23 protein-coding genes are annotated in these 23,645 nt (G+C 39.5%); 18 read left to right on the top strand and 5 right to left on the bottom strand.

Annotation, left to right across the window (positions count from 1 at the left end; all coding sequences use genetic code 11):
* Window positions 1-192 precede the first annotated feature (192 nt).
* Together tkt and fsa are read left to right on the top strand one after the other, a co-directional pair.
* A complete protein-coding gene (gene tkt / locus E1I69_RS10225) occupies window positions 193-2,202 on the top strand; it encodes a transketolase (protein WP_136379508.1) in 2,010 nt (669 codons plus the stop codon).
* Between the two features lie 105 nt (window positions 2,203-2,307).
* Window positions 2,308-2,973 (top strand): fructose-6-phosphate aldolase, encoded by a 666-nt coding sequence (fsa, locus tag E1I69_RS10220; protein ID WP_136379507.1) that lies wholly within the window; start codon window positions 2,308-2,310, stop codon window positions 2,971-2,973.
* Window positions 2,974-3,456: 483 nt separating this feature from the next.
* On the opposite strand, the gene E1I69_RS10215 is transcribed toward fsa, so the two are convergent.
* From E1I69_RS10215 to E1I69_RS10205, 3 genes are all read right to left on the bottom strand, one after another.
* Window positions 3,457-4,362, bottom strand: a complete 906-nt coding sequence (locus E1I69_RS10215) for a nuclease-related domain-containing protein (protein WP_136379506.1) — start codon at window positions 4,360-4,362, stop codon at window positions 3,457-3,459.
* A 119-nt stretch (window positions 4,363-4,481) separates the two neighbouring features.
* The gene (locus E1I69_RS10210) at window positions 4,482-5,588 is read right to left on the bottom strand and encodes a PAS domain-containing sensor histidine kinase (RefSeq protein WP_136379505.1); all 1,107 of its coding nucleotides are present in this window, start codon (window positions 5,586-5,588) and stop codon (window positions 4,482-4,484) included.
* On the bottom strand, window positions 5,581-6,249 hold the full coding sequence (locus tag E1I69_RS10205) for a response regulator transcription factor (protein ID WP_207308531.1): 669 nt from the start codon (window positions 6,247-6,249) through the stop codon (window positions 5,581-5,583). Before E1I69_RS10205 ends, E1I69_RS10210 begins: the two co-directional genes overlap by 8 nt.
* A 163-nt stretch (window positions 6,250-6,412) precedes the next feature.
* Between E1I69_RS10205 and E1I69_RS10200 the strand changes: the two genes are divergently transcribed.
* From E1I69_RS10200 to E1I69_RS10165, 8 genes are read left to right on the top strand one after another with little or no spacing between them, the layout of a single operon-like run.
* Window positions 6,413-7,498 (top strand): hypothetical protein, encoded by a 1,086-nt coding sequence (locus tag E1I69_RS10200; protein WP_136379503.1) that lies wholly within the window; start codon window positions 6,413-6,415, stop codon window positions 7,496-7,498.
* Window positions 7,485-9,653 carry a molybdopterin oxidoreductase family protein gene (locus tag E1I69_RS10195; protein WP_136379502.1) on the top strand — a complete coding sequence of 723 codons (2,169 nt, stop codon included), beginning with the start codon at window positions 7,485-7,487 and terminating at the stop codon, window positions 9,651-9,653. Before E1I69_RS10200 ends, E1I69_RS10195 begins: the two co-directional genes overlap by 14 nt.
* A complete protein-coding gene (locus E1I69_RS10190) occupies window positions 9,654-10,211 on the top strand; it encodes a 4Fe-4S dicluster domain-containing protein (RefSeq protein ID WP_116353515.1) in 558 nt (185 codons plus the stop codon).
* Between the two features lie 25 nt (window positions 10,212-10,236).
* Complete coding sequence (locus tag E1I69_RS10185) at window positions 10,237-10,764, top strand: Rieske (2Fe-2S) protein (protein ID WP_136379501.1); 528 nt, start codon at window positions 10,237-10,239, stop codon at window positions 10,762-10,764.
* A complete protein-coding gene (locus E1I69_RS10180) occupies window positions 10,754-10,939 on the top strand; it encodes a hypothetical protein (protein ID WP_136379500.1) in 186 nt (61 codons plus the stop codon). The genes E1I69_RS10185 and E1I69_RS10180 overlap by 11 nt, the downstream gene beginning before the upstream one ends.
* A 5-nt stretch (window positions 10,940-10,944) precedes the next feature.
* Window positions 10,945-11,259 (top strand): hypothetical protein, encoded by a 315-nt coding sequence (locus E1I69_RS10175; protein WP_136379499.1) that lies wholly within the window; start codon window positions 10,945-10,947, stop codon window positions 11,257-11,259.
* Window positions 11,246-11,533: a hypothetical protein gene (locus E1I69_RS10170; protein WP_136379498.1), complete on the top strand. Its 288-nt coding sequence runs from the start codon at window positions 11,246-11,248 to the stop codon at window positions 11,531-11,533. The genes E1I69_RS10175 and E1I69_RS10170 overlap by 14 nt, the downstream gene beginning before the upstream one ends.
* Window positions 11,526-13,031 (top strand): nitrate/nitrite transporter, encoded by a 1,506-nt coding sequence (locus E1I69_RS10165; RefSeq protein WP_136379497.1) that lies wholly within the window; start codon window positions 11,526-11,528, stop codon window positions 13,029-13,031. Before E1I69_RS10170 ends, E1I69_RS10165 begins: the two co-directional genes overlap by 8 nt.
* A 385-nt stretch (window positions 13,032-13,416) precedes the next feature.
* Here E1I69_RS10165 and E1I69_RS10160 read toward each other — a convergent pair whose 3' ends face one another.
* Window positions 13,417-13,848 (bottom strand): GAF domain-containing protein, encoded by a 432-nt coding sequence (locus E1I69_RS10160; protein ID WP_136379496.1) that lies wholly within the window; start codon window positions 13,846-13,848, stop codon window positions 13,417-13,419.
* A gap of 307 nt (window positions 13,849-14,155) precedes the next feature.
* Between E1I69_RS10160 and E1I69_RS10155 the strand changes: the two genes are divergently transcribed.
* Together E1I69_RS10155 and E1I69_RS10150 are read left to right on the top strand one after the other, a co-directional pair.
* Complete coding sequence (locus E1I69_RS10155) at window positions 14,156-14,887, top strand: Crp/Fnr family transcriptional regulator (protein WP_136379495.1); 732 nt, start codon at window positions 14,156-14,158, stop codon at window positions 14,885-14,887.
* 337 nt (window positions 14,888-15,224) lie between these two features.
* On the top strand, window positions 15,225-15,629 hold the full coding sequence (locus tag E1I69_RS10150) for a hypothetical protein (RefSeq protein WP_136379494.1): 405 nt from the start codon (window positions 15,225-15,227) through the stop codon (window positions 15,627-15,629).
* A 54-nt stretch (window positions 15,630-15,683) separates the two neighbouring features.
* On the opposite strand, the gene E1I69_RS10145 is transcribed toward E1I69_RS10150, so the two are convergent.
* A complete protein-coding gene (locus E1I69_RS10145) occupies window positions 15,684-16,877 on the bottom strand; it encodes an MFS transporter (protein ID WP_136379493.1) in 1,194 nt (397 codons plus the stop codon).
* Between the two features lie 187 nt (window positions 16,878-17,064).
* Here E1I69_RS10145 and E1I69_RS10140 point away from each other — a divergent pair, with 187 nt between their 5' ends.
* The 6 genes from E1I69_RS10140 to E1I69_RS10115 all read left to right on the top strand — a co-directional run bounded on the left by E1I69_RS10140 (window position 17,065) and on the right by E1I69_RS10115 (window position 23,640).
* A complete protein-coding gene (locus E1I69_RS10140) occupies window positions 17,065-18,495 on the top strand; it encodes a DEAD/DEAH box helicase (protein ID WP_431731872.1) in 1,431 nt (476 codons plus the stop codon).
* A gap of 173 nt (window positions 18,496-18,668) precedes the next feature.
* On the top strand, window positions 18,669-19,121 hold the full coding sequence (locus E1I69_RS10135; protein ID WP_136379492.1) for a YueI family protein: 453 nt from the start codon (window positions 18,669-18,671) through the stop codon (window positions 19,119-19,121).
* A 244-nt stretch (window positions 19,122-19,365) separates the two neighbouring features.
* Window positions 19,366-19,866 carry an FUSC family protein gene (locus E1I69_RS10130; protein WP_136379491.1) on the top strand — a complete coding sequence of 167 codons (501 nt, stop codon included), beginning with the start codon at window positions 19,366-19,368 and terminating at the stop codon, window positions 19,864-19,866.
* Window positions 19,867-20,016: 150 nt separating this feature from the next.
* Window positions 20,017-22,338 (top strand): xanthine dehydrogenase family protein molybdopterin-binding subunit, encoded by a 2,322-nt coding sequence (locus E1I69_RS10125; RefSeq protein ID WP_242634573.1) that lies wholly within the window; start codon window positions 20,017-20,019, stop codon window positions 22,336-22,338.
* Window positions 22,335-23,183, top strand: coding sequence for an FAD binding domain-containing protein (locus E1I69_RS10120; RefSeq protein WP_136379490.1), 849 nt, complete (start codon window positions 22,335-22,337; stop codon window positions 23,181-23,183). The genes E1I69_RS10125 and E1I69_RS10120 overlap by 4 nt, the downstream gene beginning before the upstream one ends.
* The gene (locus tag E1I69_RS10115) at window positions 23,170-23,640 is read left to right on the top strand and encodes a (2Fe-2S)-binding protein (RefSeq protein ID WP_136379489.1); all 471 of its coding nucleotides are present in this window, start codon (window positions 23,170-23,172) and stop codon (window positions 23,638-23,640) included. The genes E1I69_RS10120 and E1I69_RS10115 overlap by 14 nt, the downstream gene beginning before the upstream one ends.
* The last annotated feature ends 5 nt before the right edge of the window (window positions 23,641-23,645 follow it).

Raw genomic sequence — 23,645 nt, 5'->3', positions numbered from 1 at the left:
TAGATTTGGATTAATTGTTTCTGTTTAGATAATTGACGAATAAAGATAAGGGTGGTACATTATTAATGTTATAATTTGTTTAATGAACGAATTAATTATACATCTTATTTTAAGGATTGAAAAGATTGGATTTTTTAGGTAGGGTATAACAATATAGAATTATTATTTTAATAGTTTAGGAGTGTGGTTTAAATGAAGACAGCTTTACATAACAAAGAACTAGATTTGTTAGCAATTAACACGATACGTACGCTATCCATCGATGGTGTAGAGAAAGCAAATTCCGGACATCCAGGAATGCCAATGGGTGCTGCACCGATGGCTTACACTCTATGGGCAAAAGAAATGAATCACAACCCTGAAAATCCAAACTGGTTCAACCGTGATCGCTTTGTTTTATCTGCTGGACATGGTTCCATGCTTTTATATAGTTTATTACATTTATTTGGTTATGATGTAACCATGGAAGACTTAAAGAACTTCCGTCAATGGGGAAGCAGAACCCCAGGACATCCTGAGTTTGGACATACTCCAGGTGTTGAAGCAACTACAGGTCCACTAGGACAAGGTATTGCAATGGCTGTTGGTATGGCAATGGCTGAAAGACATCTTGCTGAAACCTATAACAAAAACAATTATGAAATCGTTAACCACTTTACATATGGAATTTGTGGTGACGGTGACCTTATGGAAGGTGTTTCTGCAGAAGCCGCTTCACTTGCTGGTCATTTAAAATTAGGTCGTCTTGTCGTTATGTACGATTCTAATGACATTTCATTAGATGGTGATTTAAACCTTTCTTTCTCTGAAAGTGTTGAAGATCGTTTTAAAGCATACGGATGGCAAGTAATCCGTGTTGAAAACGGAAATGATATGGATGAAATTCAAAAAGCGTTACAAGAAGCAAAAGCGGATTTAAACCGTCCAACTTTAATTGAAGTTAAGACAACAATCGGGTTCGGTTCTCCAAATAAAGGCGGAAAATCTGCATCACACGGTGCTCCACTAGGTAAGGATGAAGTTGCTTTAACAAAAGCTGCTTACGGATGGACTTATGAAGAGCCATTCTTCGTTCCAGAAGAAGTACGAGAGCACTACAGCCAATTTGTAGAAGCTGGCAAACAAAAAGAGAGTGTATGGAATGAATTATTTGCAGAATATAAAAAAGAATACCCTGAATTAGCGAAGCAATTTGAAATGGCATTAAATGGCGAACTACCTGAAAACTGGGAAGCTTCACTTCCAACCTTCGAAGCGGGATCTTCATTTGCGACTCGTGATGCTTCAGGTAAGGCATTAAATGCTGCTGCTACTGCAATTCCACAATTAATCGGTGGTTCAGCAGACTTAGCAGGATCAAACAAAACGTTAATTACATCTGAAAAGAACTATGCAATCGACAGCTTTGCTGCTCGTAACATCTGGTTCGGCGTAAGAGAATTTGCAATGGGTGCTGCACTCAACGGTATGGCACTTCATGGCGGGGTAAAAGTATTCGGAGCAACCTTCTTCGTATTCTCTGATTACCTACGTCCAGCTATTCGTCTTGCAGCTCTAATGAAGCTACCTGTAACTTATGTATTTACACATGATTCAATTGCAGTTGGAGAAGACGGCCCAACTCACGAGCCAGTTGAACAATTAGCTGCATTACGTGCAATGCCAGGTCTTTCAATCTTACGTCCAGCTGACGCAAAAGAAACGGCAGCAGCATGGCGCTTAGCGATTGAAAGTACAGATACACCAACAGCACTTGTCTTAACTCGTCAAGGTTTACCAACTTTAGAGCTTGACAGTGAAGCTGTATATGAAGGTGTTAAAAAAGGTGCTTACGTTGTTTCTGAAGCAAACGGAGAAGTTGCGGGTCTATTACTTGCAACAGGTTCTGAAGTTTCATTAGCCATTGCAGCCCAAAAAGAGTTAGAAAAAGAAGGAATCTTCGTAACTGTAGTAAGTATGCCAAGCTGGGATCGCTTCGAAAAGCAATCTGCTGAGTACAAAGAAAGTGTTCTTCCAAAAGCAGTGAAGGCTCGTCTTGGTATCGAAATGGCTTCTTCACTTGGATGGAAAGAATTCGTTGGTGACGAAGGTAAAGTTCTTGCTATTAATACATTTGGAGCATCTGCACCTGCAGATAAAGTTCTTGCTGAGTATGGCTTTACAGTTGAGAACGTAGTTAAGAACTTTAAAGAAGTTCTTTAATATAGTAGTTTTTACTAAATGCATTTGACTCGCCTTTAGCGAATAGGTGAGTCAAATGTGCTCAAAATATCTGTGATACAATAAAGTTACTGGAGGGAAAAAGAAATGAAATTTTTTATCGATACAGCTAACCTAGATGATATTAAAAAAGCGTACAAAATGGGTGTACTATCTGGTGTCACTACGAACCCATCACTTGTTGTAAAAGAAGGCGTTAAATTCGAAGACCGCATTGCTGAAATTCTTCAAGCTGTGCCAGAAGTAGAAAGCGTATCTGCAGAAGTTTCTCCAAGCGCTGAAACCGCTGAAGACATGATCGCAGAAGCAGAAGAGCTTCTAAAAATCAACGGTGGCGACAAAAACATCACAATCAAAGTTCCAATGACTGTGGCTGGATTAGAAGCAACTCGTTACCTATCTAAAAAAGGCGTTAAAACAAACGTTACTCTTATTTTTACAATGAACCAAGCATTATTAGCAGCTCGCGCTGGTGCAACATATGTATCTCCATTCTTAGGTCGTCTTGACGACATTTCTGAAGATGGCGTACAACTTGTTGAGAAAATTGCTGAGCTCTTCCGTGTTCATAACTTAGATGCTCAGATCATCGCTGCATCTGTAAGACACCCAGACCACGTTACTCGTGTAGCTTTAGCTGGTGCACACATCGCAACGATTCCTTACTCTGTAATTGAGCAACTTACTAAGCACCCACTTACAGACCAAGGTTTAGAAAAGTTCGCAGCTGACTGGGTAAAAGCTGTTAAATAATAGGATTTGATTGGATTTGAAACCCCGATTTGCTATGGTTTGATGCGGATCGGGGTTTTTTGTGTTTTGATGAGGATTAAAGTTTTTTTGAAGCCCAAAATGTGGCTGTTGATTCGGGGAAACGGTCATCATAGAGTGGATGAAGACCAAAAAGCGGCAGGAGATACATGGAAGTGGTTATCATAAAGCGGATGAAGTCCAAAAAGCGGCAGAAGATACATGGAAGTGGTTATCATAAAGCGGATGAAGACCAAAAAGCGGCAGGAGATACATGGAAGTGGTTATCATAAAGTGGATGAAGACCAAAACGCAGCAGGAGATACATGGAAGTGGTTATCATAAAACCGATGAATACCAAAAAGCAGCCGACGAAACGGGAACCCGGTCATCATAAAGCGCATGGTGCTATATAAAAAATCCATCATCAAAATTGATGATGGATTAACTATCATTTTATACTCATTCAGGGAAGTATATTTTGTTTTATTCATAATATGTCCATTGCCGCACCCCAACACTTTTAAAATTGCTTGTTAGTATCCTTTGAATTTTTCTTTTTGTGGGATTACCACCACACCACTCAAAGACAACATTAGTCGTAATCTTTTGGTCTGGAAAGAGTGTTGTGAATTCGTGAACGGTTCTTAATACAGCGTCAGCAACCAACTCTTTATGACCGCATTTTTCACATTTGCAATTTCGACCTTCAATACTAATGGAAAATGAATCGCACATTTTACAAGTAATTCCTTTTCGTAGATCCCCGTAACGGTAGGAAGGTACCTTAGAATAAGGAGACTTGGTGATATGTAAGGAAACTAACAGATCCGCAATCCTTCTCTGTTTTTCATTTATTTTTGAGGGGGTTGTATCTAATGCCCTCATGTAATTATTGAGCTGAGTTGGTAAGATGGCTTGTAAGTTTAGGGGTGCTTGGTAAAGGGTGAAAGTAGGGTGGTTAAAAACAACTGAAGCCTCAATTGGAAGGTGACATCCGTGGGTGCGTAGCAATTGACTTAGCAAAGATTCACATCTATTCAGTTGGATTATCGGATTGCTTACTTCATGTTTTGGTTTTTTATATAATTTAGTCGCCTCATAATAGTAGTCCCCTTCATAATATTTAACCTCAAAAGTGCGAATTTTGCCTTCAATCAAAATAAGGGTATCGATTTGGAAGGTTGTGTTATTCACTTCGAGTAACAGATCATTTAAAATTAAGCAGTCACATTGGAGTTTTTCTGTCAACGAATCGAATAATAGTTCTCCTTCGTACCCCTTTTTTTGATACAAATAATACTGCTTGTCCTTGCTGGATAATTCGTTTCGCTTGTTTAAAATTTCAAAAACAACTAATTCCTGAGGTTTTGTACGGTGTTTATAAATCATAGTCCACATCCTTTTCTAAGTATTTAAATTCATTATATTTAAAAAAATGGTAGATTCAAAGGGAAAGTTGTAAAACCGGCACAAAAAAGGCCTGCATCAAAATGCAGGCCATTCAAACGTTATTTCGGCACAACAAGTTCTAACCTAGTGCCTTTTCCAACCTCAGATTCCAATGTAATGCTCCCGCCAATGCTTCGGGCACGTTCTTCCATGCTGAAGAGACCAACACCGTTTCCTTTTTCATCGGTAGTAAAGCCTTGGCCGTTGTCAATCACTTCGACCACAACGTCAGACTCTTTTTCGTGAATCTTTACAACCGCGTCCGACACATTTGCGTATTTGGCGATATTCGTTAAAGCTTCTTGGACAACACGATAAATCGTTGTTTCCTTATGGATATCAAGACGCGACTTTAATGTACATTCAAAATCTACATGAATGCCATAATGCTGGGAATAATTTTCGACATATTTTCGTAAAGCAGGCACAACACCTAAATCGTCCAAAACAGAAGGGCGAAGTTCCCAGGCGAGGCTACGAATATCCTCCATCATAAAAGAAACATCCTGTCGTAAGTGTCCAAGACGTTCATCTGGTTTTTCACTGAGAAGTTGATCGAGTTGAATTAATAATGAAAACATACTTTGTCCAATACCATCATGGAGTTCTCGTGAAAATCGTTTTCGTTCCTCTTCTTGGATACTGATTACCCGCGTCATCATATTTTTTAACTCTTCCTGGGTTTCCTTTAAAGCGGTGACCTCGTGACGAACAGCCAAATATTGATTGGGGCGTCCATTTTCAGATAAAATGGGAACAATTGTCGTATCAACCCAATAATAGGAACCGTCTTTTGCTCTGTTTTTAATTTCACCTTTCCAGACATGACCAGAACCGATCGTGCGCCACATTTCCTTCCAAAATTCCTTGTCATGGTGACCGGAATTAATGATTCGGTGATCCTGCCCCATTAATTCTGCCCTTGAATACCTCGAGATTTCACAAAACTTATTATTAATGTATTGAATTTTTCCTTGCCGATCCGTAATGGCCACGATCGAGGATTCATCCAATGCAAATGTTAAGTCCGCAAGATGTCGCAAAGACTTTTCAACATCCTCGCGATAATTAGAATCGTCAATATGCTTGTCTAAATCAGCAAGGAGCCTAACGACGCTTGGTCCACCAATTTCTGATTGATGTTGGAGTCGATCAATTTTACTCAAAATGTAGCAATCCTTTCTTCATTGCATATTTCACAAGTTCAGGTCGCGTTTTTAAACCAAGTTTTTCCATTAAATTACTTTTGTGGGATTCAACGGTTTTTACACTTATCACAAGATGCTCTGCGATGTCTTTATTGGAATATCCCTTTGCGATCCATTCAAGTACTTCCTTTTCACGCTCAGATAATATAGCAAAGGAATCCGCGTTGTCCCCTTTTTTGACACGATCTAAATAGCCACTCATTAACACCTTTGTTGCAGATGGTGTTAAGTAAGCATTTCCTGAAGACACAGATTCAATTGCCCCGAGCAAATCCTCGTGTGGCGCATTTTTTAAAATATATCCAGAAGCTCCGGCGTGGATCGCTCTAAATAAATATTCTTCATCATCATGCATCGTTAAAATTAAAATCGATATATTGGGCATAAGCGCATGAAGCTCTTGTGTTGCAGTTAATCCGTCTTTTCCGTGAGGCATGCTCAAGTCCATGAGTACCACATCAGGGTTTAATTCCTTTGCTTTTTGAATGGCTTCGTCCCCTTCAGATGCTTCCCCAATAACCTCTATATTATTTTTACCGTTCAACAGCATCATCAGACCAGAACGGACAACTGCATGATCATCAACAATCAGTAGTTTAACCACAATAATCCTCCCCATTTCACACTATTCTTATTATACCACGTTAGCGAATCATTTTTTAGTTCAAGAAATTGTTATAAATAAGGGGTTTTTCCTTCAAAGATAGGGAGGTTCCCTGATATGTTTTAAATCACAGTTCTTCTACAATGAGTATAAGTTAATCGATTGAGGAGGAGTTCGTATGCAGGCAAAAGCTGCTGCCGTGCAAAAGAAGCAGTCACCGGCTTATAACAATGCATTTGCTTCAAAGTTTGCCAAGTCCATGTTTTTATCTGTTCTAGGGCTGGCCATTTTAACATTTATCGGAACAAGGATGTTTACACATGTTGATTTAAACCTTTATGGCTATATGGTTGGAACGATTGTTTTTATAGGAGGCTTCTTTTATCGCTTCATTGCGTGGGGAGAAAGACCACCAACCAAGATCATCATTAAAAAGGGCATAAAACTAATCTTTCGAAAATCTACTCCAAAAACATCAGTTGAGCATTTAGGTACATACAATTTCATCTGGAATAGGGGAATTTACCGATGGACGCAGCACGTTTTAATTGGTTGGGGCTGTATCCTTTCTTGTTTGGTTACTTTTCCGCTTGTCTTCGGTTGGATGTACTTCACGATGGATGAAAACGGCTACTACAACATTATCGCGTTGGGGATGCAAATCATGACGGTACGTGCAGATGGTATCATCGCGAACCTTTCCTATAATGCGCTAAATATTACAGCAGTTATGGTAATCTCGGGAGTCTGCATGGCGCTATACCGCCGCGTGAAAAACTTTCAAGCAAAAGCGGAACAAAAATTCATTTATGATTTGATGCCACTTTATATGCTTTTGTTCGTAAGTATTACCGGCTTACTTTTAACCTTCATGAACATTTTCTTACATGGCGCAGGTCAGCCTGTGATGTCCATGATTCACCAATGGTCGGTTATTATGACGTTGATCTACTTACCATTTGGAAAACTTGCTCATATTCCTTTCCGCCCAATGAGTGTTTTGGCGAGAAACTATCGTGAGCATTATACCGAAAAAGAAGCGAAGCAATGTAAAGTTTGTGGAGCGGGCTTTGTTTCAGTTGAACAATCACAAGATGTCATCCATGTACTTGATGTGAACGATATTCATTTTAAAACAATAGAAGGTCATCATTTAGCTGAAATGTGCCTTCCATGTCGTAGAAAATACCGGATTGCACAATTTTCCGGCTTCCCGACCCACGAGGTAAAAGTCAAGGAGGCAAATCAGAATGCAAAGGGATAAATTTTTTAAAGAAATTGATAATGTCATTCATCCAAATGAAAAATTAATAAAAACACATTGTAGCTATTGTGGCATGCAGTGCGGAATGAACCTGAGAGTAAATACCACGACAAATAAAATTGTTGGAGTTGAGCCGCGTTATGACTGGCCAGTAACCGTCGGAAAAATGTGTCCGAAAGGAGTTACCGCATACCAACAAACAAATCATAAGGACCGGATCTTAAAGCCACTCATTCGTGATGATGCATCACTAAAAGGAACTACAAAAGGCTTTCGCGAAGCAAGCTGGGAAGAGGCATACGAGTTAATCGTAAAAAACTTCACGAAGCTTCAAGAGGATTATGGGAAGGATTCATTATCTGTTTTCAGTGGCGTGTCCATGACGAACGAAAAGTGTTATTTGACTGGTAAGTTTGCTCGGGTAGCACTAGGCACTCGCTATATCGACTACAACGGACGTTTTTGTATGTCGAGTGCAGCAGGCGGATTCCTTCGTTCCTTCGGGGTTGACCGTGGATCAACACTTCCATGGACTGATATTCATGAAACCGATTGTTTATTTATTGCCGGAAGTAACACAGCAGAATGCCATCCAACTTCCATGTTCCGTATTTGGAACGTACAAGAACGAGGCGGATACATCATTGTTGTGGACCCGCGTGAAACACCTATCGCAAGAAGAGCGGATGTCCATCTTGATTTAAAACCAGGAACTGACTTAGCATTAGCGAACGGAATTTTACATTTACTCATTAAAAATGGATATACAGATGAAGAATTTATCGCCAATCACACGAATGGCTTTGAAGAGACGAAGGAACTTGTGAAGGAATTCACACCTGAATATACGAGCCAACTCACAGGAGTGGCACCTGAAAAAATCATCCGTGCCGCAGAAATATACGGAAAAGCACCAAACGCTGTCGTTATGTTTGCTCGAGGAATTGAGCAGCAGCATAAAGGTGTGGATAATGTTTCGGGCTATACAAATATGGCGCTAGTCACAGGTAAAATTGGTAGACCAAAATCGGGTGTTGCGACATTCACAGGTCAAGGAAATGGGCAAGGTGGACGTGAGCATGGTCAAAAATCAGACCTATTACCGGGTTACCGCAAACTGACAAACCCACAACACGTGAAGGAAGTTTGCCAAGTTTGGGGAATCACACCGGAAGAAATGCCACAACCAGGTGTTTCTGCCTATGAAATGTTTGAGCTAATGGAGCAAAAAACGATTCGTGGATTATATCTTCTTTGCTCAAATCCGGCAGTCTCTGCACCAAACTTGAACTTCGTGAGAAAAGCTCTTAAAACACTAGACTTTATGGTATGTGCAGACTTTTACCTATCAGAGTCAGCAGAGTTTGCAGATGTCGTACTTCCGTCTGTGACATGGTCCGAAGATGAAGGAACGGTTACAAATATTGAAGGGCGAATCATCAAAATTAATAAAGCTCAAGAACCAATTGGTGAATCAAAGCCTGACTGGCAAATGCAGGTTGAGCTTGCCGAGCGTCTTGGAAGAGGAAAATATTTTTCACACTTAAAAACAGCTAGAGATGTTGCTGATGAATTTCGCCTTGCAAGTAAGGGTGGATATGCCGATTACTACGGGGCAACATGGGATAAAATCGATAAGCAAGACGGGGTATTCTGGCCTTGCCGAGATGAAGAAGATAAGGGAACACCGCATATGTTCCTCGATAAAAAGTTCTATCATCCAGATGGAAAGGCTAAGATTTGTGCATTGCCATACCGTCCGCCGGCTGAAGAACCGGATGAAACATATCCGCTTCGCCTAACAACAGGACGTGTGGTGTACCACTATTTATCTGGTAACCAAACAAGAAGGATTCCATTCCTGCACGATATGTGTCCGGAACCATATGTGGAGGTTCATCCAGAAACAGCAGCAAAATATGATATTCAGCATGAAGAACGAGTTCGCCTATTTACAAGAAGGGGCGAAAGTATTTATAAAGTGAAAATCACAGAAGCCATCCGAAAAGATACCGTGTTTGTTCCATATCATTTCGGTCACGAGGAATCTATTAATCTACTGACAATTGCAGCACTCGATCCAATCTCAAGAATGCCAGAATTCAAGGCATGTGCTGCTCAGATTGAAAAACTAGTTGTAAAGAAGGTGCAGTAAATGCAAAAGAGGCTTTACTTAGAACTTGAAAACTGTATCGGGTGCCGCTCTTGTCTTGCGGCTTGTACACAATGTGGAGGGCATGAACAACGTAACAGAAACTATGTGTATGACGTTAACCCACTTGTGAATAGGCAAACCATGCCTCTTATGTGCCTTCATTGTGTAAACCCAGCATGTGCAAGAAGCTGTCCAGCACAAGCCATTCAAATCCATGAATCAGGTGCGGTACTATCCGCGCTTGTTGAAAAATGCATTGGCTGCCAAAACTGTACAATTGCTTGTCCATATGGAATTCCAAAATTCGATGAAGAGCAAAACCTAATGTACAAATGCGACCTTTGTATTGATCGTTCAAAAGATGGGATTCCACCAATGTGTGCAAGTGTTTGTCCATCAAACACGATTCAATGGTTGACAGATGAAGAAATTGAAGCGAAAAAACAGAAACATAACCTCGACAATGGAAAATGGGTTACAAGCATGCCGCTTGAAGGAGAAACAAACGTAAAGATTAGCTTACCTGGTATTTTACAGGGCATTGAGAAGTTATTTTAGATACATCGGCTAAGGAGTGATGGGAATGCCGTCTGACAAAAATAATAAGATCCCTTTTAATGAGGATAATTACACACATAATATTAACCGCAATAATGAACGAAGCCTTGACCGCCGTGGCTTTATGAAGACATTGGTTGGCGCTGCTGGCGTGTTTGCGATTTCGTCTTTGCCATGGGGGGCTGTGGCTGCAAAGGAATTAATGGGACTTAGTGATAAAGAATACACCCATAAAAAAATTATTGATGTGAACAAATTGGCAGTTGGGGATTCAACAAATTTTACCTTCCCTGGTGACCATGATGATGCGATTCTAATAAGGCTTTCTGATACTAAATATGTAGCTTATCAAAATGCCTGCACCCATCTTCGCTGCCCGGTATTTTGGGTGAAGGACGAAGGGCAAATGGTTTGTCCTTGTCACCATGGATTTTTTGATGTAGAAACTGGCGCACCAACTGCAGGTCCCCCGCGACGTCCATTACCGGAAATTCAAGTGAAGGTAGAGAATGGTGCAGTCTATGCAGTGAAGGTGAAACGTTATGAAGCGTAGTTACCTAGGCGTCCTTATCCTATCTGTCATCTTGTTTTTGAATATCATTTTTACACAAAAAATGGTTCACCAATATTTTTACGAAAACTATGTAAATACGCTCATCTTTTGCGGCCTAAACATCATGTTGTTTCCGGTCGCATGGGTTGTCTATAAAAAGTTGAAAAAGGCGTGACAAACATGAACAGCGAAACCTATCTTGATTTTTGTTTTATTAGAGAGGCAACCGGAAATTTTACAGATGAAATCAATGAACTTTTAACAAATCTTTTTAAAGGTATACGGTTGAATTGGTATTTGGAAGAAAAGACGGAAGAGGGCATTGAGATTGTGATTGCTGAGGTAAAGGGCATGAGCAGATGGCAATCAGAGGAGGAAGCGACCGAGTACATCGAAACGCATGCCGAGGAAGCCTTTTGGTCTTCTTATCTTCAAGGCTATAAAATGTTTATCTATCCTGCAAAGAAAGGGTGCAGCAGCTGTGGAGTTAACTGAAATCAAATATTTAGAAACATTTATTTCGGAAGAAATGGAAGTCTCCATTTTGGATGAAGACGGGGATGACAAAGCCCCGTTTGTGAAAAAGGAAATCGTCAAAACGGAGCTTTGCCCTGATGGAACCCATCTTCGAATTTACTTTGACCGACTTCAGTTTTTTGCTGTGCCGTTAACAGCTGAGGTAGCCATAAGCGATGACGTATGGTCAGCCTTTGATCAGCAAGCGGGATTAACCTATGTCGTAAAAAAAGGAAGTGATCATAGTGGTTAAAAAAATTCAACTTCCCTTACAAACTTTAAACCTGATCGTTGGTTTTATGGTCTGGGTGCTAATTTCATCCCTTTTACCGTTTATGAAAGAGGATATTGCAATCCCAGCGAACCAATTAGCCTTGGTAACTGCAATTCCAGTAATCCTTGGTTCGATTCTGCGAATTCCACTTGGATACTACGCGAATCAATTTGGTGCAAGGAAGATATTTCTACTTAGTTTTGTTTTATTATTGTTTCCGGTTTACTATATTAGTATAGCGAATTCGGTAACGGACCTATTAATCGGGGGGCTCTTCCTTGGGATCGGGGGAGCGGTGTTCTCCGTAGGTGTAACATCACTACCAAAGTATTATCCGAAGGAAAAACACGGTTTTGTTAACGGAATCTATGGTGCAGGGAACCTTGGAACTGCGATTTCCACGTTTGCAGCACCTGTAATAGCGACTAAAATTGGTTGGTCATTAACCGTTCAACTTTATTTAATTGTTCTAGCAATCTTTATTTTGGCAAACTTTTTATTAGGAGATAAAAAGGAAGTAAAGGTTCAAACTCCATTGATGGAACAAATCAAGGGTGTCTATAAAAATGAAAAACTATGGCTGTTAAGCTTATTCTATTTTCTTACATTCGGGTCTTTCGTGGCTTTTACCGTGTATTTACCCAACTTTTTAGTGGAAAATTTCAGTTTAGATAAAATCGATGCGGGTCTTAGAACAGCAGGTTTTATCGTGCTTGCGACGATCATGCGACCAATCGGTGGTTGGCTAGCCGACCGATTCCATTCTCTAAAACTATTAATGTTTGTGTTTGGATGCTATACCGTGTCCGCTATGATTTTGTCGTTTGCACCATCAATCGGCTGGTACACAGTCGGATGCCTAACGATTGCTTTCTGTGCGGGAATCGGAAATGGCGTTATTTTTAAATTGGTGCCAATGTATTTCCAAAAGCAAGCGGGAATTGTGAATGGTATTGTTTCTGCAATCGGTGGACTAGGAGGATTTTTCCCGCCTATTCTCTTGGGAATTCTCTACCATGTAAATGGACATTACGCAATTGGATTTATGGCCTTATCTGAGGTGGCTTTAGCAAGTTTAATCCTTGTCGTATGGATGTACTATAACGGACGTATGGAGCTTGCAAAACAGGTCATCGATCATACGGCTGAAGGAATCATGGTTACCGATTTGCACGGAAAAATAATTTCAGTAAATCCAGCTTTCACGACGATTACAGGTTTTTCTGAAGAGGAAATTATCGGCAAGACGCCAAACATCTTAAAATCTGGTAAACAAACAAAGGAATTTTATCAGGAACTTTGGAAGAAGATTGAAACAGAAGGCTTCTGGCAAGGGCAAATTTGGAATAAACGCAAAGACGGTTCAAACTATTTACAATGGTTAACAATCAGCGCAATTAAGAATGACTCCGGAGATATCGTACAATACGCCGGTATGCTTAGTGATATGACCGGAAAACGAATTAAAGAAGGCTAAAATCAAATACGCCTTGGCGTATTTGCGCCCGATTTTTTTAGGCCCACACGAGGTGGGTCACAAAGACGTTGCCACAGGATGTGGCGTTGTTAGTCTTTGATCTTACTGCGAGATACAGTGAGACTTCAATCTGTGGATGCATTCCCCACAGATTGCTAGTTGAACCAATCAGGCTTTTACTGGCAATTGCCCTCTATGAGGGCTTAGTGCCAGTTAATGCTGAAAAATTTCCTTTGAAAAATCGAGGCATCCGCCGGAGGCTTTAACTTTATTCAGTCTGAGTATATACCAATATTTTTAATTGTTTTTGTTTTCTATGTATTTTCTGCTATAAAAGTGGGAGCCCCACTGAATAAAGTAAAAAAAATGAATCCTATCTCGGCATTCATTTTTTTATTGCTGCAATTTCATCTGCTACCTTTTTTAAGTGCTCCACATGTTCAGTAGAGTATTTTACTTCATTACGTGAGCCGATTAGAAGGACTCCTCCAACCTTGCCATTCATCTGGATAGGGACAGCAACAGCTGATACTAGGTTTTCAGCAAGCATGATTGGGTATTGAAGTCGAGTACGCTGTCGATCAGGAGTATCAATATCCAAAATCATGGTTGTACCAAAACGGACAACAGAGCCTGATAACCCTTTGCCAGGGCGAATCACCATGTTTTTAAAGCGGTTATTTGTATAACCATGTGCATATTCCCAGCGGATGGTCTGATTCCCTTGATCAACATGTGCAATCGCAGAGAAATCACTTGAGGTGTTCATACACAAATCATGAAGTTTTTGTTCAATTTCCACTTGTATCACTTCCATGAGAATCTCTCCTCGACTACTGATGGTGATTTTCTTTATATCAACGAAAAATAGATTTAGTCTTCCTATCTATTGTAAATCTTTTTAATGTCTTTGTATCTCAGGGAATTCCCTTAACTTTATTGCTTTAAAAGATGATATTTAGACCTGTGATAAGGGAAATTCCTACGAAGTGTGTATGAATAGGGAAAATCACTGGAAAATAAATAGGGGAATTTGGAGGCAAAGTTCAGGACTTCCCCCGATACCTTGTTATCACTATTAGCCGTATGATTATAGTATAAAGTTGTGGCGGGGGGATTCAAAAATGGCAATGATGATACAGGAATTAAAAAGCGCGATACCTCACATAGAGTCAGTTAATGAAAGCATCGATCAATTTCTATCAGAAGAAAACTTATATAAATTAAAAAGCATTATGCGTATTCGAAAAGTAACAGCTGGAACTCACCTTTTTTGGGATGGTGAGGAAGCAGAGAAAATGTACTATATTATTTCTGGAAGAGTGAAGCTTCGAGCATCCTCAGAAAGCGGAAAGGACTTCTTATTATCGATTAAAGAAAAAGGAAGTCTAATTGGAGAATTTGGTGGCTTCACTGAAAAGCTATACTACAATTACCGTGCTGATGTAGAAGAGCAAACGGAAATTGGCATTATCCATATGAGTGATTTGAAAAAATTATTATATCAATTCGGCAACTTTGCAGTGGAGTTTATGAGCTGGATTGGCTGGACACAGCGTATTATGCAAAACAAATTATACGATTTTCTATTCCTTGACAAACAAGGTGCGCTTGCATCGACATTAATTAAATTAACCACAACACATGGTGTCAAATGCAAGGATGGAATCCTAATTACAATCGAGTTAACAAACAAAGATTTAGGTGATTTCATCGGTACCACTCGTGAAAGCGTTAATCGTCTCTTAAATAGCTGGAAGCGGGAAGGAATTGTTGAAATGTATGACCACAAAATAGTCATTCACCGCATGGACCGGCTATACAAAATTAGCGAATGCTCTGGTGGTGTGCATTAGGGATATAGGGACACAGGGACAGGTTCCTTGTCCCACTATTAAAGAAGGTGACCAACATGAGGCCACCTTTTTTGTGTTTTAATTAAAGACTGAAAACTAAATAATTCTTTTTAAAGAACAGATCTAAGTGAAATAGAGAAAAACAGAGATTTACAGAGATAATTGGTCATTATATAGAACAAACAGACTATTTCAAGTGTTTTCAACACAAAACGTTCGTTATATACTAAAATAAACTTCAGTATAAAGAACGAAAAAGAAAACGGGAGGAAAAGAAAATGAAGAAAAGTTTTAGGTATGATCACAATTAGCATTCTTTCTAGTGGGGTTATGGTGTATGAATGTTAGGATTGAGGTGTTTTTCATGAGGATTTTTTCTTTAGTAGAAAACGAAAAAATGATTGAAATAGTTGAATCAAGTTTGGAAGATAGTGAGTTTCAAGTGGAATGGCTTGCACATGAGGCAAAGCTTTACGAAAAGCTACGCATGTACAAGGAGTCGCTTGTCTTTTTGCCGGAATCCTATTTGTACAATATTTATGAAGTGGGCTCCTTTATTACGAGACATCTCCCAGATAGTAAGGTTGTGTTGGTCCTAAACTCCGAATACGAGTTTGACCCGAAGCAAGCAGGAAAGCACGAAGTATTATACCTTGAATCGGATCCTGATGAGCTTAAGCATAAGTTACTCAAACTCATATACACATTTAAAGAAAACCTGAAAACGAATGTTTATAAGTAAAATATAAGCGCATGGCTTCGGCAATTAATCCCTGAATCCATGCGCTTATTTTATTTAGATCATTGCTTTGACTCGTGTTTTTGAGTTTTTGTTTTTTTGCCAAAGAATTGTAATGAATAACGTTATCATAAGAAGTAATAGACCCAAAACAAATGGATAAATGATCTGGACGTCGTATAATAATCCACCAAGTGTTGGCCCTAATATATTTCCAATGCTCATGTATGCATTGTTCATCCCCATCGCAAATCCTTGTTCGTTACCAGCAAGCTTAGAAATCAAGGTATTTAACACTGGACGTAGGATGGAAGTCGCAAGGAAGATGAGCAACGAAATGCCAAAAAAGAGTTCAAAACTGTTCGCAAATATTGAAAGCAGGAAGCCAAACGCAGCTACAGAAATAAAAATGTTTAAGATTTTTCCTTCTCCAAAGCGAGTGACCATACGATCCACTACAAATAATTGAACAATGACACTAACAAGCCCAGTGGAAGTAACCATTAACGCGATGTCCTGTGGGGTTGCGTTGTATTGGTTATCAACAAACAAACCAATAACTGATTCAAATGCCATCAAACCGAAGCTCATGACAAGTGTGATAATCAATGGAATGAAAAATGGCATTCGTACGGAGCGTACAAGCTTTTTTGCCATGGTTTCATCATCAACAGGCATGAAGCCTTCTACCTTTTGTTGGCTTTCCTTTAGAACTACGAAGGAGAAAATAACCGACACTAGCGAAACTAATGCGGAAATTAAAAACGGAAATTTTATTCCATAGTCAGCTAAGAATCCACCAATTCCAGGTCCCACGACAATTCCAAGTGACATTGCAGCCGATATATAACTATTCCCTTTTGCACGTTGTTCCATGGTTGTGATATCAGCTACATAGGCAAATATAGCTGGAATGAGGAGGGCTGCACCAATTCCACCAACAATTCGAGATGCATACAGCAGCCATATTGAATCCACGAAATAAAAAATAAACATGGAAAGTGTCAAACCTGTTAGTCCGTAGATAATCATTTTTCTACGGCCATATTGGTCCGTCCACTTTCCAGCAATTGGTGAAAAAATAAATTGCGCTCCTGCAAAAATGGCAATCATGAGGCCAGCTGCTTTACCACCCTCATTAATCGATTCAAGATAAGCAGGTAAAATAGGAATGATAATTCCAAAACTCCCGATTGCAATAAACATATTGATCATTAAAATGATCATTTTTTTTCGTTGATCCGCCGTCATCGATCCACCTCTTTTTATTTATGATAAATGAATTACATTTCTAATCTATATTTCAATAACTATACTAAGTTATTACAACTTCAAGTAGAAGTCAAAGAGAATATGTACCAAAAATTCGACAAAATTCGAATAGACAAGCATGATGAGACAAAAGGGTATAATAAAAGAAAAAAACGAGGTCATTCTGATGAAGAGTTTTGCTACTTTTAATTTAAGTGAAGAGATTGAAAAAGCACTTTCAGGTTTACAGTATAAAGCACCGACTACTATTCAAGAAAAGGTCATTCCTGTTGCTTTGCAAAAAAAGGACATTGTTGGAAAGTCACAAACGGGAAGCGGTAAGACAGCGGCGTTTGCGATTCCGATTTGTGAATTAGTCCAATGGGAAGAAAACAAGCCGCAAGCTTTAATTTTAACTCCGACGAGAGAGCTTGCTGCACAGGTAAAGGATGATGTGATCAATATTGGTCGGTTTAAGCGAATAAAGGCTACCGCCATATTCGGAAAACAATCCTATGAACGACAAAAGCTAGAGCTTAAGCAAAAGACACATGTTGTGGTAGGGACACCAGGTAGGGTGCTAGACCATCTTCAAAAGGGAACTCTGTTTGTGGATCATCTAAAATTTCTCGTGATTGATGAAGCAGATGAAATGTTGAATATGGGTTTTATTGAACAGGTAGAGGCTATTATAAAAGAACTACCAGAAGATCGAGTTACGATGTTATTTTCGGCAACTTTACCGGAAGATATCGAAAATCTTTCGGTTCGATATATGAAATCGCCCATGTATATCCATGTAGAAGAAGCTGCTAAAGTAAGTATTGATCATTTTTTCATAAATACAGAGGAAGAGGACAAGCTTCCCTTATTAAAGGATGTTACGATCGTTGAAAATCCGGATAGTTGTATTATCTTTTGCAAGACACAGCAAGGCGTGGACGATTTGTATCGAAAACTGAAAAAAGCCCATTATTCTTGTGACAAACTTCATGGAAGCATGGTGCAAGAAGACCGTTTCGCCGTTATGGAAGATTTTAAACAAGGAAAGTTCCGCTATTTAGTGGCTACTGATATTGCCGCACGGGGGATAGATGTTGAGAACATTTCCCTTGTCATCAGTTTTGATGTTCCTCAAGATAAAGAACGTTATGTTCACCGAATCGGAAGAACAGGTCGTGCTGGGAAAACTGGGAAAGCCATTACCTTTGCAACATCTAGGGAAGAGAATTTAGTGAAGGAAATCGAAGAATACATTGGTGAAGAAATCAAGAGAATCGAATCTCCAATTCATGCTGAGGTCGCTCGTTCAAAATCAGCTTTTGAAGAAAAGATGAACACTAAACCGCTGCCAAAGCATGATAAAGCAGAGCAAGTCAATAAAGATATTGTAAAGCTCTATTTTAATGGTGGAAAGAAAAAGAAGCTTCGTGCGGTGGACTTTGTAGGGACAATTGCCAAAATCCCCGGGGTTACCGCCGAAGATATTGGGATCATTACCATCCAGGAAAACGCAACATATGTAGACATCCTAAACGGGAAAGGGCCGCTTGTTTTAGCAGCTATGAAGGATACCACCATAAAAGGAAAACTGCTAAAGGTGCATGTTGCTAGATAGGGATTTGTTCGACCTCTATTCTGGTTTCATTGATGTGTTAATGGCCCTGTCCTAGTTTTTTATTTGCTAAACCTTGTTGAACACAGACATGCAGGCAGGAATACTCATAAAAGGAGCAAGGTATTGGTATAATGGGGAATAACTAAGATGAACGACGAAGGGGAGGACCGGGTATGACGAAGCCGAATATGGACGATTATCTTCAACAGGGCATACACGGAGCGAAGGAAATAAAGCCAGAGGAACGTAAAAAGTTTCTTGGAACCATTCGAGAACGAGTTGAATTTGCACTAACACAGTCTCAGGTTAGAGAGAATAAAGTGTACAAGGAGATTGAAGAGGCTTGTAAAAAGAACAACAAAGTACATATGTACTTGAATGGCCATGTAAGTTATCGCTTTTTGTCCAAGTATGTGAAACTGGCGGGGGCAAATAACATCGAGTACACCATTGTCACAAACAAAGACTATAATTCAGAGCTTGGTCTAGTCCTCGCATTCGATCATGCGATTGACAAAGAAAATATCTATATCGGTTATAAAGTTAAACCAGATTTGACACAACAAAAAAACACCGAGAAAAAAGGATTCCTTTCAATTTTAAAAAAAGCTTTAAAAAATAGGTAACAGGTTCAGTACTTGAAATCACAAGCAAATAAAAGGTCAACTATCATATATTAAGAGTTATAACACTACGAGAAAAAGCATGGAATGAATGTGTCCCATGCTTTTTTTATGTGCTTTTAGAATAGCGGAGTGACACAAATCCCGTGCATATAAACCTAAAGCTCAGGTTAAGCTTTATTATGAAAGAAACACCTTATCGGAAAGTTCGGTGTTCTGTTCCCACTAAACAAAATCGAGGTTTCCTATGATGGAATTACAGAAAAAAACATTTTTAAATAAAAATTTATCGATCCTAACTTGGAAATTATCTATAGGCTCGTTTATATCTTGGGAAGTAGCCGAACTATTTGGTTCCCATCATCCTTATTTAGCTCCACTTACTGTCATCCTAACGATTCAATCTACAATGGATAAAACAATTAGCCTTTCGATAAAACGTATGATTGGAACGATAATCGGAATTTTTGTTACGGTATTACTAGCAAAACACTTACCTGTTGAGGGTTGGGTCTTGGGAACGTTAGTCCTATTAGGGTGTTACATCTCCATGTTTTTAAAATTTGACAAAAAAGTCCTCCATCAGGTCTCACTAACGGTCCTATTTGTTTTTGTTTTTGAACACCAATCAAAGAGCTACGCCATGGATAGGTTGAGAGACTCGTTAGTCGGTGTATTAGTTGCGGGGATCCTTCAACTGGTTTGGTTCCGATTATTTTCACGAAAACTTAAACCTAACAAAGGTTGAAGTATCGCTACATAACATACAATAAACTTAACCCAAAAAGAGGACAATATGCTTCTCTTTTTTTGTTGTGATTGTACGAAATAGAAAAAAGGGAAAGTTCTCAAGACACCTCCATATATTATAAAGAAGATAAAATTGGGGGTGAAAAAAATAAACATTATCGGGAAGAGTGTTATTCGAAAAGAAGCCTTTGACAAGGTGACAGGAAGAGCAATGTATACAGCCGATGAACAATCCGTTCATACACTTCATGTAAAAATGAAAACAAGTCCATATGGACATGCGAAGATTTTATCAATAGATGATACATTAGCCAAAAATATCCCAGGCGTAAAAGCAATTATCCTTGGGAGAAATGATTTTCCACTTACTGGTGAAGAGATAAGGGATCGTCCTCCGATTGCTGTAGAGAAAGTACGATACTATGGAGAACCTGTAGCCCTTGTAGTGGCGGACCGCCCGGAAATTGCCAAAAAAGCAACAGAGTTGATTGATATAAAATATGAATTACTACCTGTCATCAATAATCCATCAGAAGCCCTCAAAGAAGATTCTCCAATCATACACCCAAACTTGGCTGATTATGAAATTATCGGAACAGCATATCCTACACCAAATTCCAATATCTCCAATACGACAAAAATCCGGAAAGGGAACATGAATCTAGGCTGGAAGCAATCTGAAGTGATAGTCGAGGGAACATATCAGTTTTCTCCATCTAGCCATGCAGCGATGGAAACGAGAAGTGCAACAGCAGAAATTAAACCAGATGGGTATGTTTACATTACGACATCCTCACAATCACCCTTTATGGTAAAAAAATTACTGAGTATATATTTTAAGATAGAAGTAGGAAAAATCATCGTAGAAACACCGTTAGTTGGAGGGGCTTATGGAGGGAAGGCTCCTATTCAGTGGGAAATTCTTGCTTATCTTGCTTCGCGAGCAGTGGGAGGAAAACGTGTACAACTTACATATACACGAGAAGAAGATTTAACGACTGCACCATGTCATGTTGGTTTAGAAGCGAAAGTAAGAATTGGTTGTACAAAAGAAGGGATTATTAAAGCGGCTGAAATGGTTTACCTTTTTGATGGTGGTGCCTATTCCGATAAAGCGATTGATGTAAGCCGTGCTGGCGGAGTGGATTGTACAGGACCGTATCATATCGAAAATGTATGGTGCAACTCATTTTGTATATACACGAATCACCCATATGGAAGTCCATTTAGAGGGTTTGGTCATTCGGAGGTACTGTTTGCGTTTGAACGAACAATGGATAAACTATCGCGGAAATTAGGAGTGGACCCACTTGAGTTACGAAAGAAAAATGCCATACTGCCTGGGCATACAACTCCGACACAAGTTGTTTTAAACAGAAGCAATGTCGGAAATTTACCAGCATGTATTGATCGCTTAAAAGAACTGATTAACTGGAATCAGGGACAAATTGAAGAAGTTAATGAAAGAAAAATTCGGGTAAAGGGGATTGCGTGTAGTTGGAAAACGTCTACGATTGATCCAGACGCAGGTTCCGGTGTTATCCTTACTTTTAATCCAGACGGAAGTATTAATTTAATGTCAGGTGTGGTTGAAATTGGAACAGGGACAAAGACTGTTCTGGCTCAAATTCTTGCAGAAAGATTGAAACTAAGCATTGATAAAATACATGTAAGAATGCAGATCGACACACAAACGACCCCTGAGCATTGGAAGACAGTAGCCAGCAGAGGGACTTTTATGGGGGGAAGAGCGGTTTTAGAAGCTGCGGAAGACGTGATTAGACAAATAAAGGACATTGCAGCTTGCGTATTAAGGGTGTCGACGGAAGACCTTGAGGTAGCCGATGGTAAAGTGTTCTTACGTGATGATCCAAAAGTAAGTTTGGATTTTAAGGACGTCGTTTACGGTTATACATTTCCAAATGGAAATACAATTGGTGGTCAAATTATTGGTCACGGGAATTATGTGATAAGGAGAATCACAAAGTTAGATCCTACTACTGGGGCTGGTCAACCTGGTCCGGAGTGGACTGTAGCAGCCCATGCGGTCGAAGTAGAATACGATAAAAGAGATTTTACATACCAACTCAAAAAAGCCGTAACGGTAGTGGATATTGGAACTGTCTTGAATCATAAAGCAGCAGTCGGTCAAGTCATGGGAGCTATGAGTATGGGTTTAGCGTATGCGGGGAGAGAAACCTTCATTTTTGATTATTTAGGAAGAATCACAAACCCACAGCTTCGAACCTATAGACCCATTCATTACGGAGAGAATCCGGACTATCTTGTAGATTTTGTGACTACCCCACAGATAGATGCTCCTTACGGGGCGAGAGGGGTTGGAGAACATGGATTATTAGGGATGCCTGCAGCACTGGCTAATAGTCTAACTCTTGCGGCGGGTGTAGAACTAAATGAACTGCCTGTTATACCTGAATTAATTTGGAGATGTAAGGGGGAGGAGATTTGATATCCTATGATTTCGAGTACCACAAACCCCAAACGTATCAGGAAGCAGTAAGTTTATTCAATGAATCAGATAAAGATGGAAAGTCCCCCATGTACTATTCGGGTGGAACAGAGATTATTACACTAGGAAAATTAAATATAGTAAGAACTGGTTCAGTTATCGATATTAATAATATCCTTGAATGTAATGTTCACGAGTTAAATGAGGAATTCCTTCTATTTGGTGCGGCTTTAACCCTAACCACTATTGAGGAGAAGAACCTATTTCCGTTATTGAGTGAAACAGTTAGTGAGATTGCCGACCGTACTGCGAGAAATAAGATTACAGTTGGCGGAAACATATGTGGCCAAATTTTTTACCGGGAAGCAGTATTGCCTTTTTTACTAACGGATAGCACCTTAATTATTGCAAATAAACAAGGAATAAAAAGTGTTCCCATTACAGAAATCTTTAAGGAGCAGCTGTTATTAAAACGCGGTGAGCTTCTAATGCAAATCAAAACAAATCGTCAATTCTTAGATGTTCCTTTTTTTACGATAAAACGGAGACGACAATGGAATACTGGTTATCCTTTATTGACTGTGGCTGCTCTTAAATTTGAACAGGTCATCCGAGTTGCGATTAGTGGTCTCTCACCTTTTCCCTTTCGTTCCTATCAAATAGAAGCTGCGTTAAACAAAACAGAACTGTCCTATAAAGAACGAATTGAACTTGCCATTAACAGCTTAAACGTACCTATCTTAAATGACACGGAAGGCACTTCACGTTACAGAATTTTTGTATTAAAAAATATCCTTTATGATGTGTTACAAACATTGGGAGGTGTGAACTCTGAAGAAATCTGAATACGAACTAAGCACAACGTTACGGATAAATGGGCAGGAAACCGAGGTATCCTTTCGCAAGTCAGATATTCTTTTAGATGTTTTACGCTCTAAATTAGGATTAACGGGCGCAAAACCAGGTTGCTTAAACGGCGACTGCGGGGCATGTACGGTTATTATGGATGGGATTGCTCAAAAGTCTTGCCTGAATTTAGCTATAGAGTCTGTTGGTAAAGAGATCGTTACCATTGAAGGTTTAGATTCGCCGATTCAAGGGGCTTTTGTAGATTGCTTTGCCTTCCAATGTGGATATTGTACACCGGGTTTTATTATGAATTGCCATTCTTTATTAGAATCAAAGAAGAACCCTTCAGATGAAGAAATAACAAAGTGGCTCGAATCAAATATCTGTCGCTGCACTAGTTATTTAGAAATTGAGAAAGCGGTCAAATCAGCCATAAACTTTTCGCATGACTAGTAGGT

Origin of the sequence: Bacillus timonensis, from assembly GCF_004799755.1 — a bacterium.
Classification (GTDB): domain Bacteria; phylum Bacillota; class Bacilli; order Bacillales; family Bacillaceae_L; genus Ferdinandcohnia; species Ferdinandcohnia timonensis_A.
Note: the sequence above shows the minus strand (reverse complement) of the source record. Positions and strands in the feature narration are given on the sequence as shown.

What these genes read in the sequence shown, in the direction of transcription:
- E1I69_RS10150 (WP_136379494.1), top strand. Translation starts at nt 15,225, where the DNA reads ATGAATGTTAGGATTGAGGTGTTTTTCATGAGGATTTTTTCTTTAGTA.
- E1I69_RS10215 (WP_136379506.1), bottom strand. Translation starts at nt 4,362, where the DNA reads ATGATTTATAAACACCGTACAAAACCTCAGGAATTAGTTGTTTTTGAA.
- E1I69_RS10155 (WP_136379495.1), top strand. Translation starts at nt 14,156, where the DNA reads ATGGCAATGATGATACAGGAATTAAAAAGCGCGATACCTCACATAGAG.
- E1I69_RS10175 (WP_136379499.1), top strand. Translation starts at nt 10,945, where the DNA reads ATGAACAGCGAAACCTATCTTGATTTTTGTTTTATTAGAGAGGCAACC.
- E1I69_RS10160 (WP_136379496.1), bottom strand. Translation starts at nt 13,848, where the DNA reads ATGGAAGTGATACAAGTGGAAATTGAACAAAAACTTCATGATTTGTGT.
- E1I69_RS10185 (WP_136379501.1), top strand. Translation starts at nt 10,237, where the DNA reads ATGCCGTCTGACAAAAATAATAAGATCCCTTTTAATGAGGATAATTAC.
- fsa (WP_136379507.1), top strand. Translation starts at nt 2,308, where the DNA reads ATGAAATTTTTTATCGATACAGCTAACCTAGATGATATTAAAAAAGCG.
- tkt (WP_136379508.1), top strand. Translation starts at nt 193, where the DNA reads ATGAAGACAGCTTTACATAACAAAGAACTAGATTTGTTAGCAATTAAC.
- E1I69_RS10200 (WP_136379503.1), top strand. Translation starts at nt 6,413, where the DNA reads ATGCAGGCAAAAGCTGCTGCCGTGCAAAAGAAGCAGTCACCGGCTTAT.
- E1I69_RS10140 (WP_431731872.1), top strand. Translation starts at nt 17,065, where the DNA reads ATGAAGAGTTTTGCTACTTTTAATTTAAGTGAAGAGATTGAAAAAGCA.
- E1I69_RS10135 (WP_136379492.1), top strand. Translation starts at nt 18,669, where the DNA reads ATGACGAAGCCGAATATGGACGATTATCTTCAACAGGGCATACACGGA.
- E1I69_RS10130 (WP_136379491.1), top strand. Translation starts at nt 19,366, where the DNA reads ATGATGGAATTACAGAAAAAAACATTTTTAAATAAAAATTTATCGATC.
- E1I69_RS10205 (WP_207308531.1), bottom strand. Translation starts at nt 6,249, where the DNA reads ATGGGGAGGATTATTGTGGTTAAACTACTGATTGTTGATGATCATGCA.
- E1I69_RS10190 (WP_116353515.1), top strand. Translation starts at nt 9,654, where the DNA reads ATGCAAAAGAGGCTTTACTTAGAACTTGAAAACTGTATCGGGTGCCGC.
- E1I69_RS10195 (WP_136379502.1), top strand. Translation starts at nt 7,485, where the DNA reads ATGCAAAGGGATAAATTTTTTAAAGAAATTGATAATGTCATTCATCCA.
- E1I69_RS10145 (WP_136379493.1), bottom strand. Translation starts at nt 16,877, where the DNA reads ATGACGGCGGATCAACGAAAAAAAATGATCATTTTAATGATCAATATG.
- E1I69_RS10180 (WP_136379500.1), top strand. Translation starts at nt 10,754, where the DNA reads ATGAAGCGTAGTTACCTAGGCGTCCTTATCCTATCTGTCATCTTGTTT.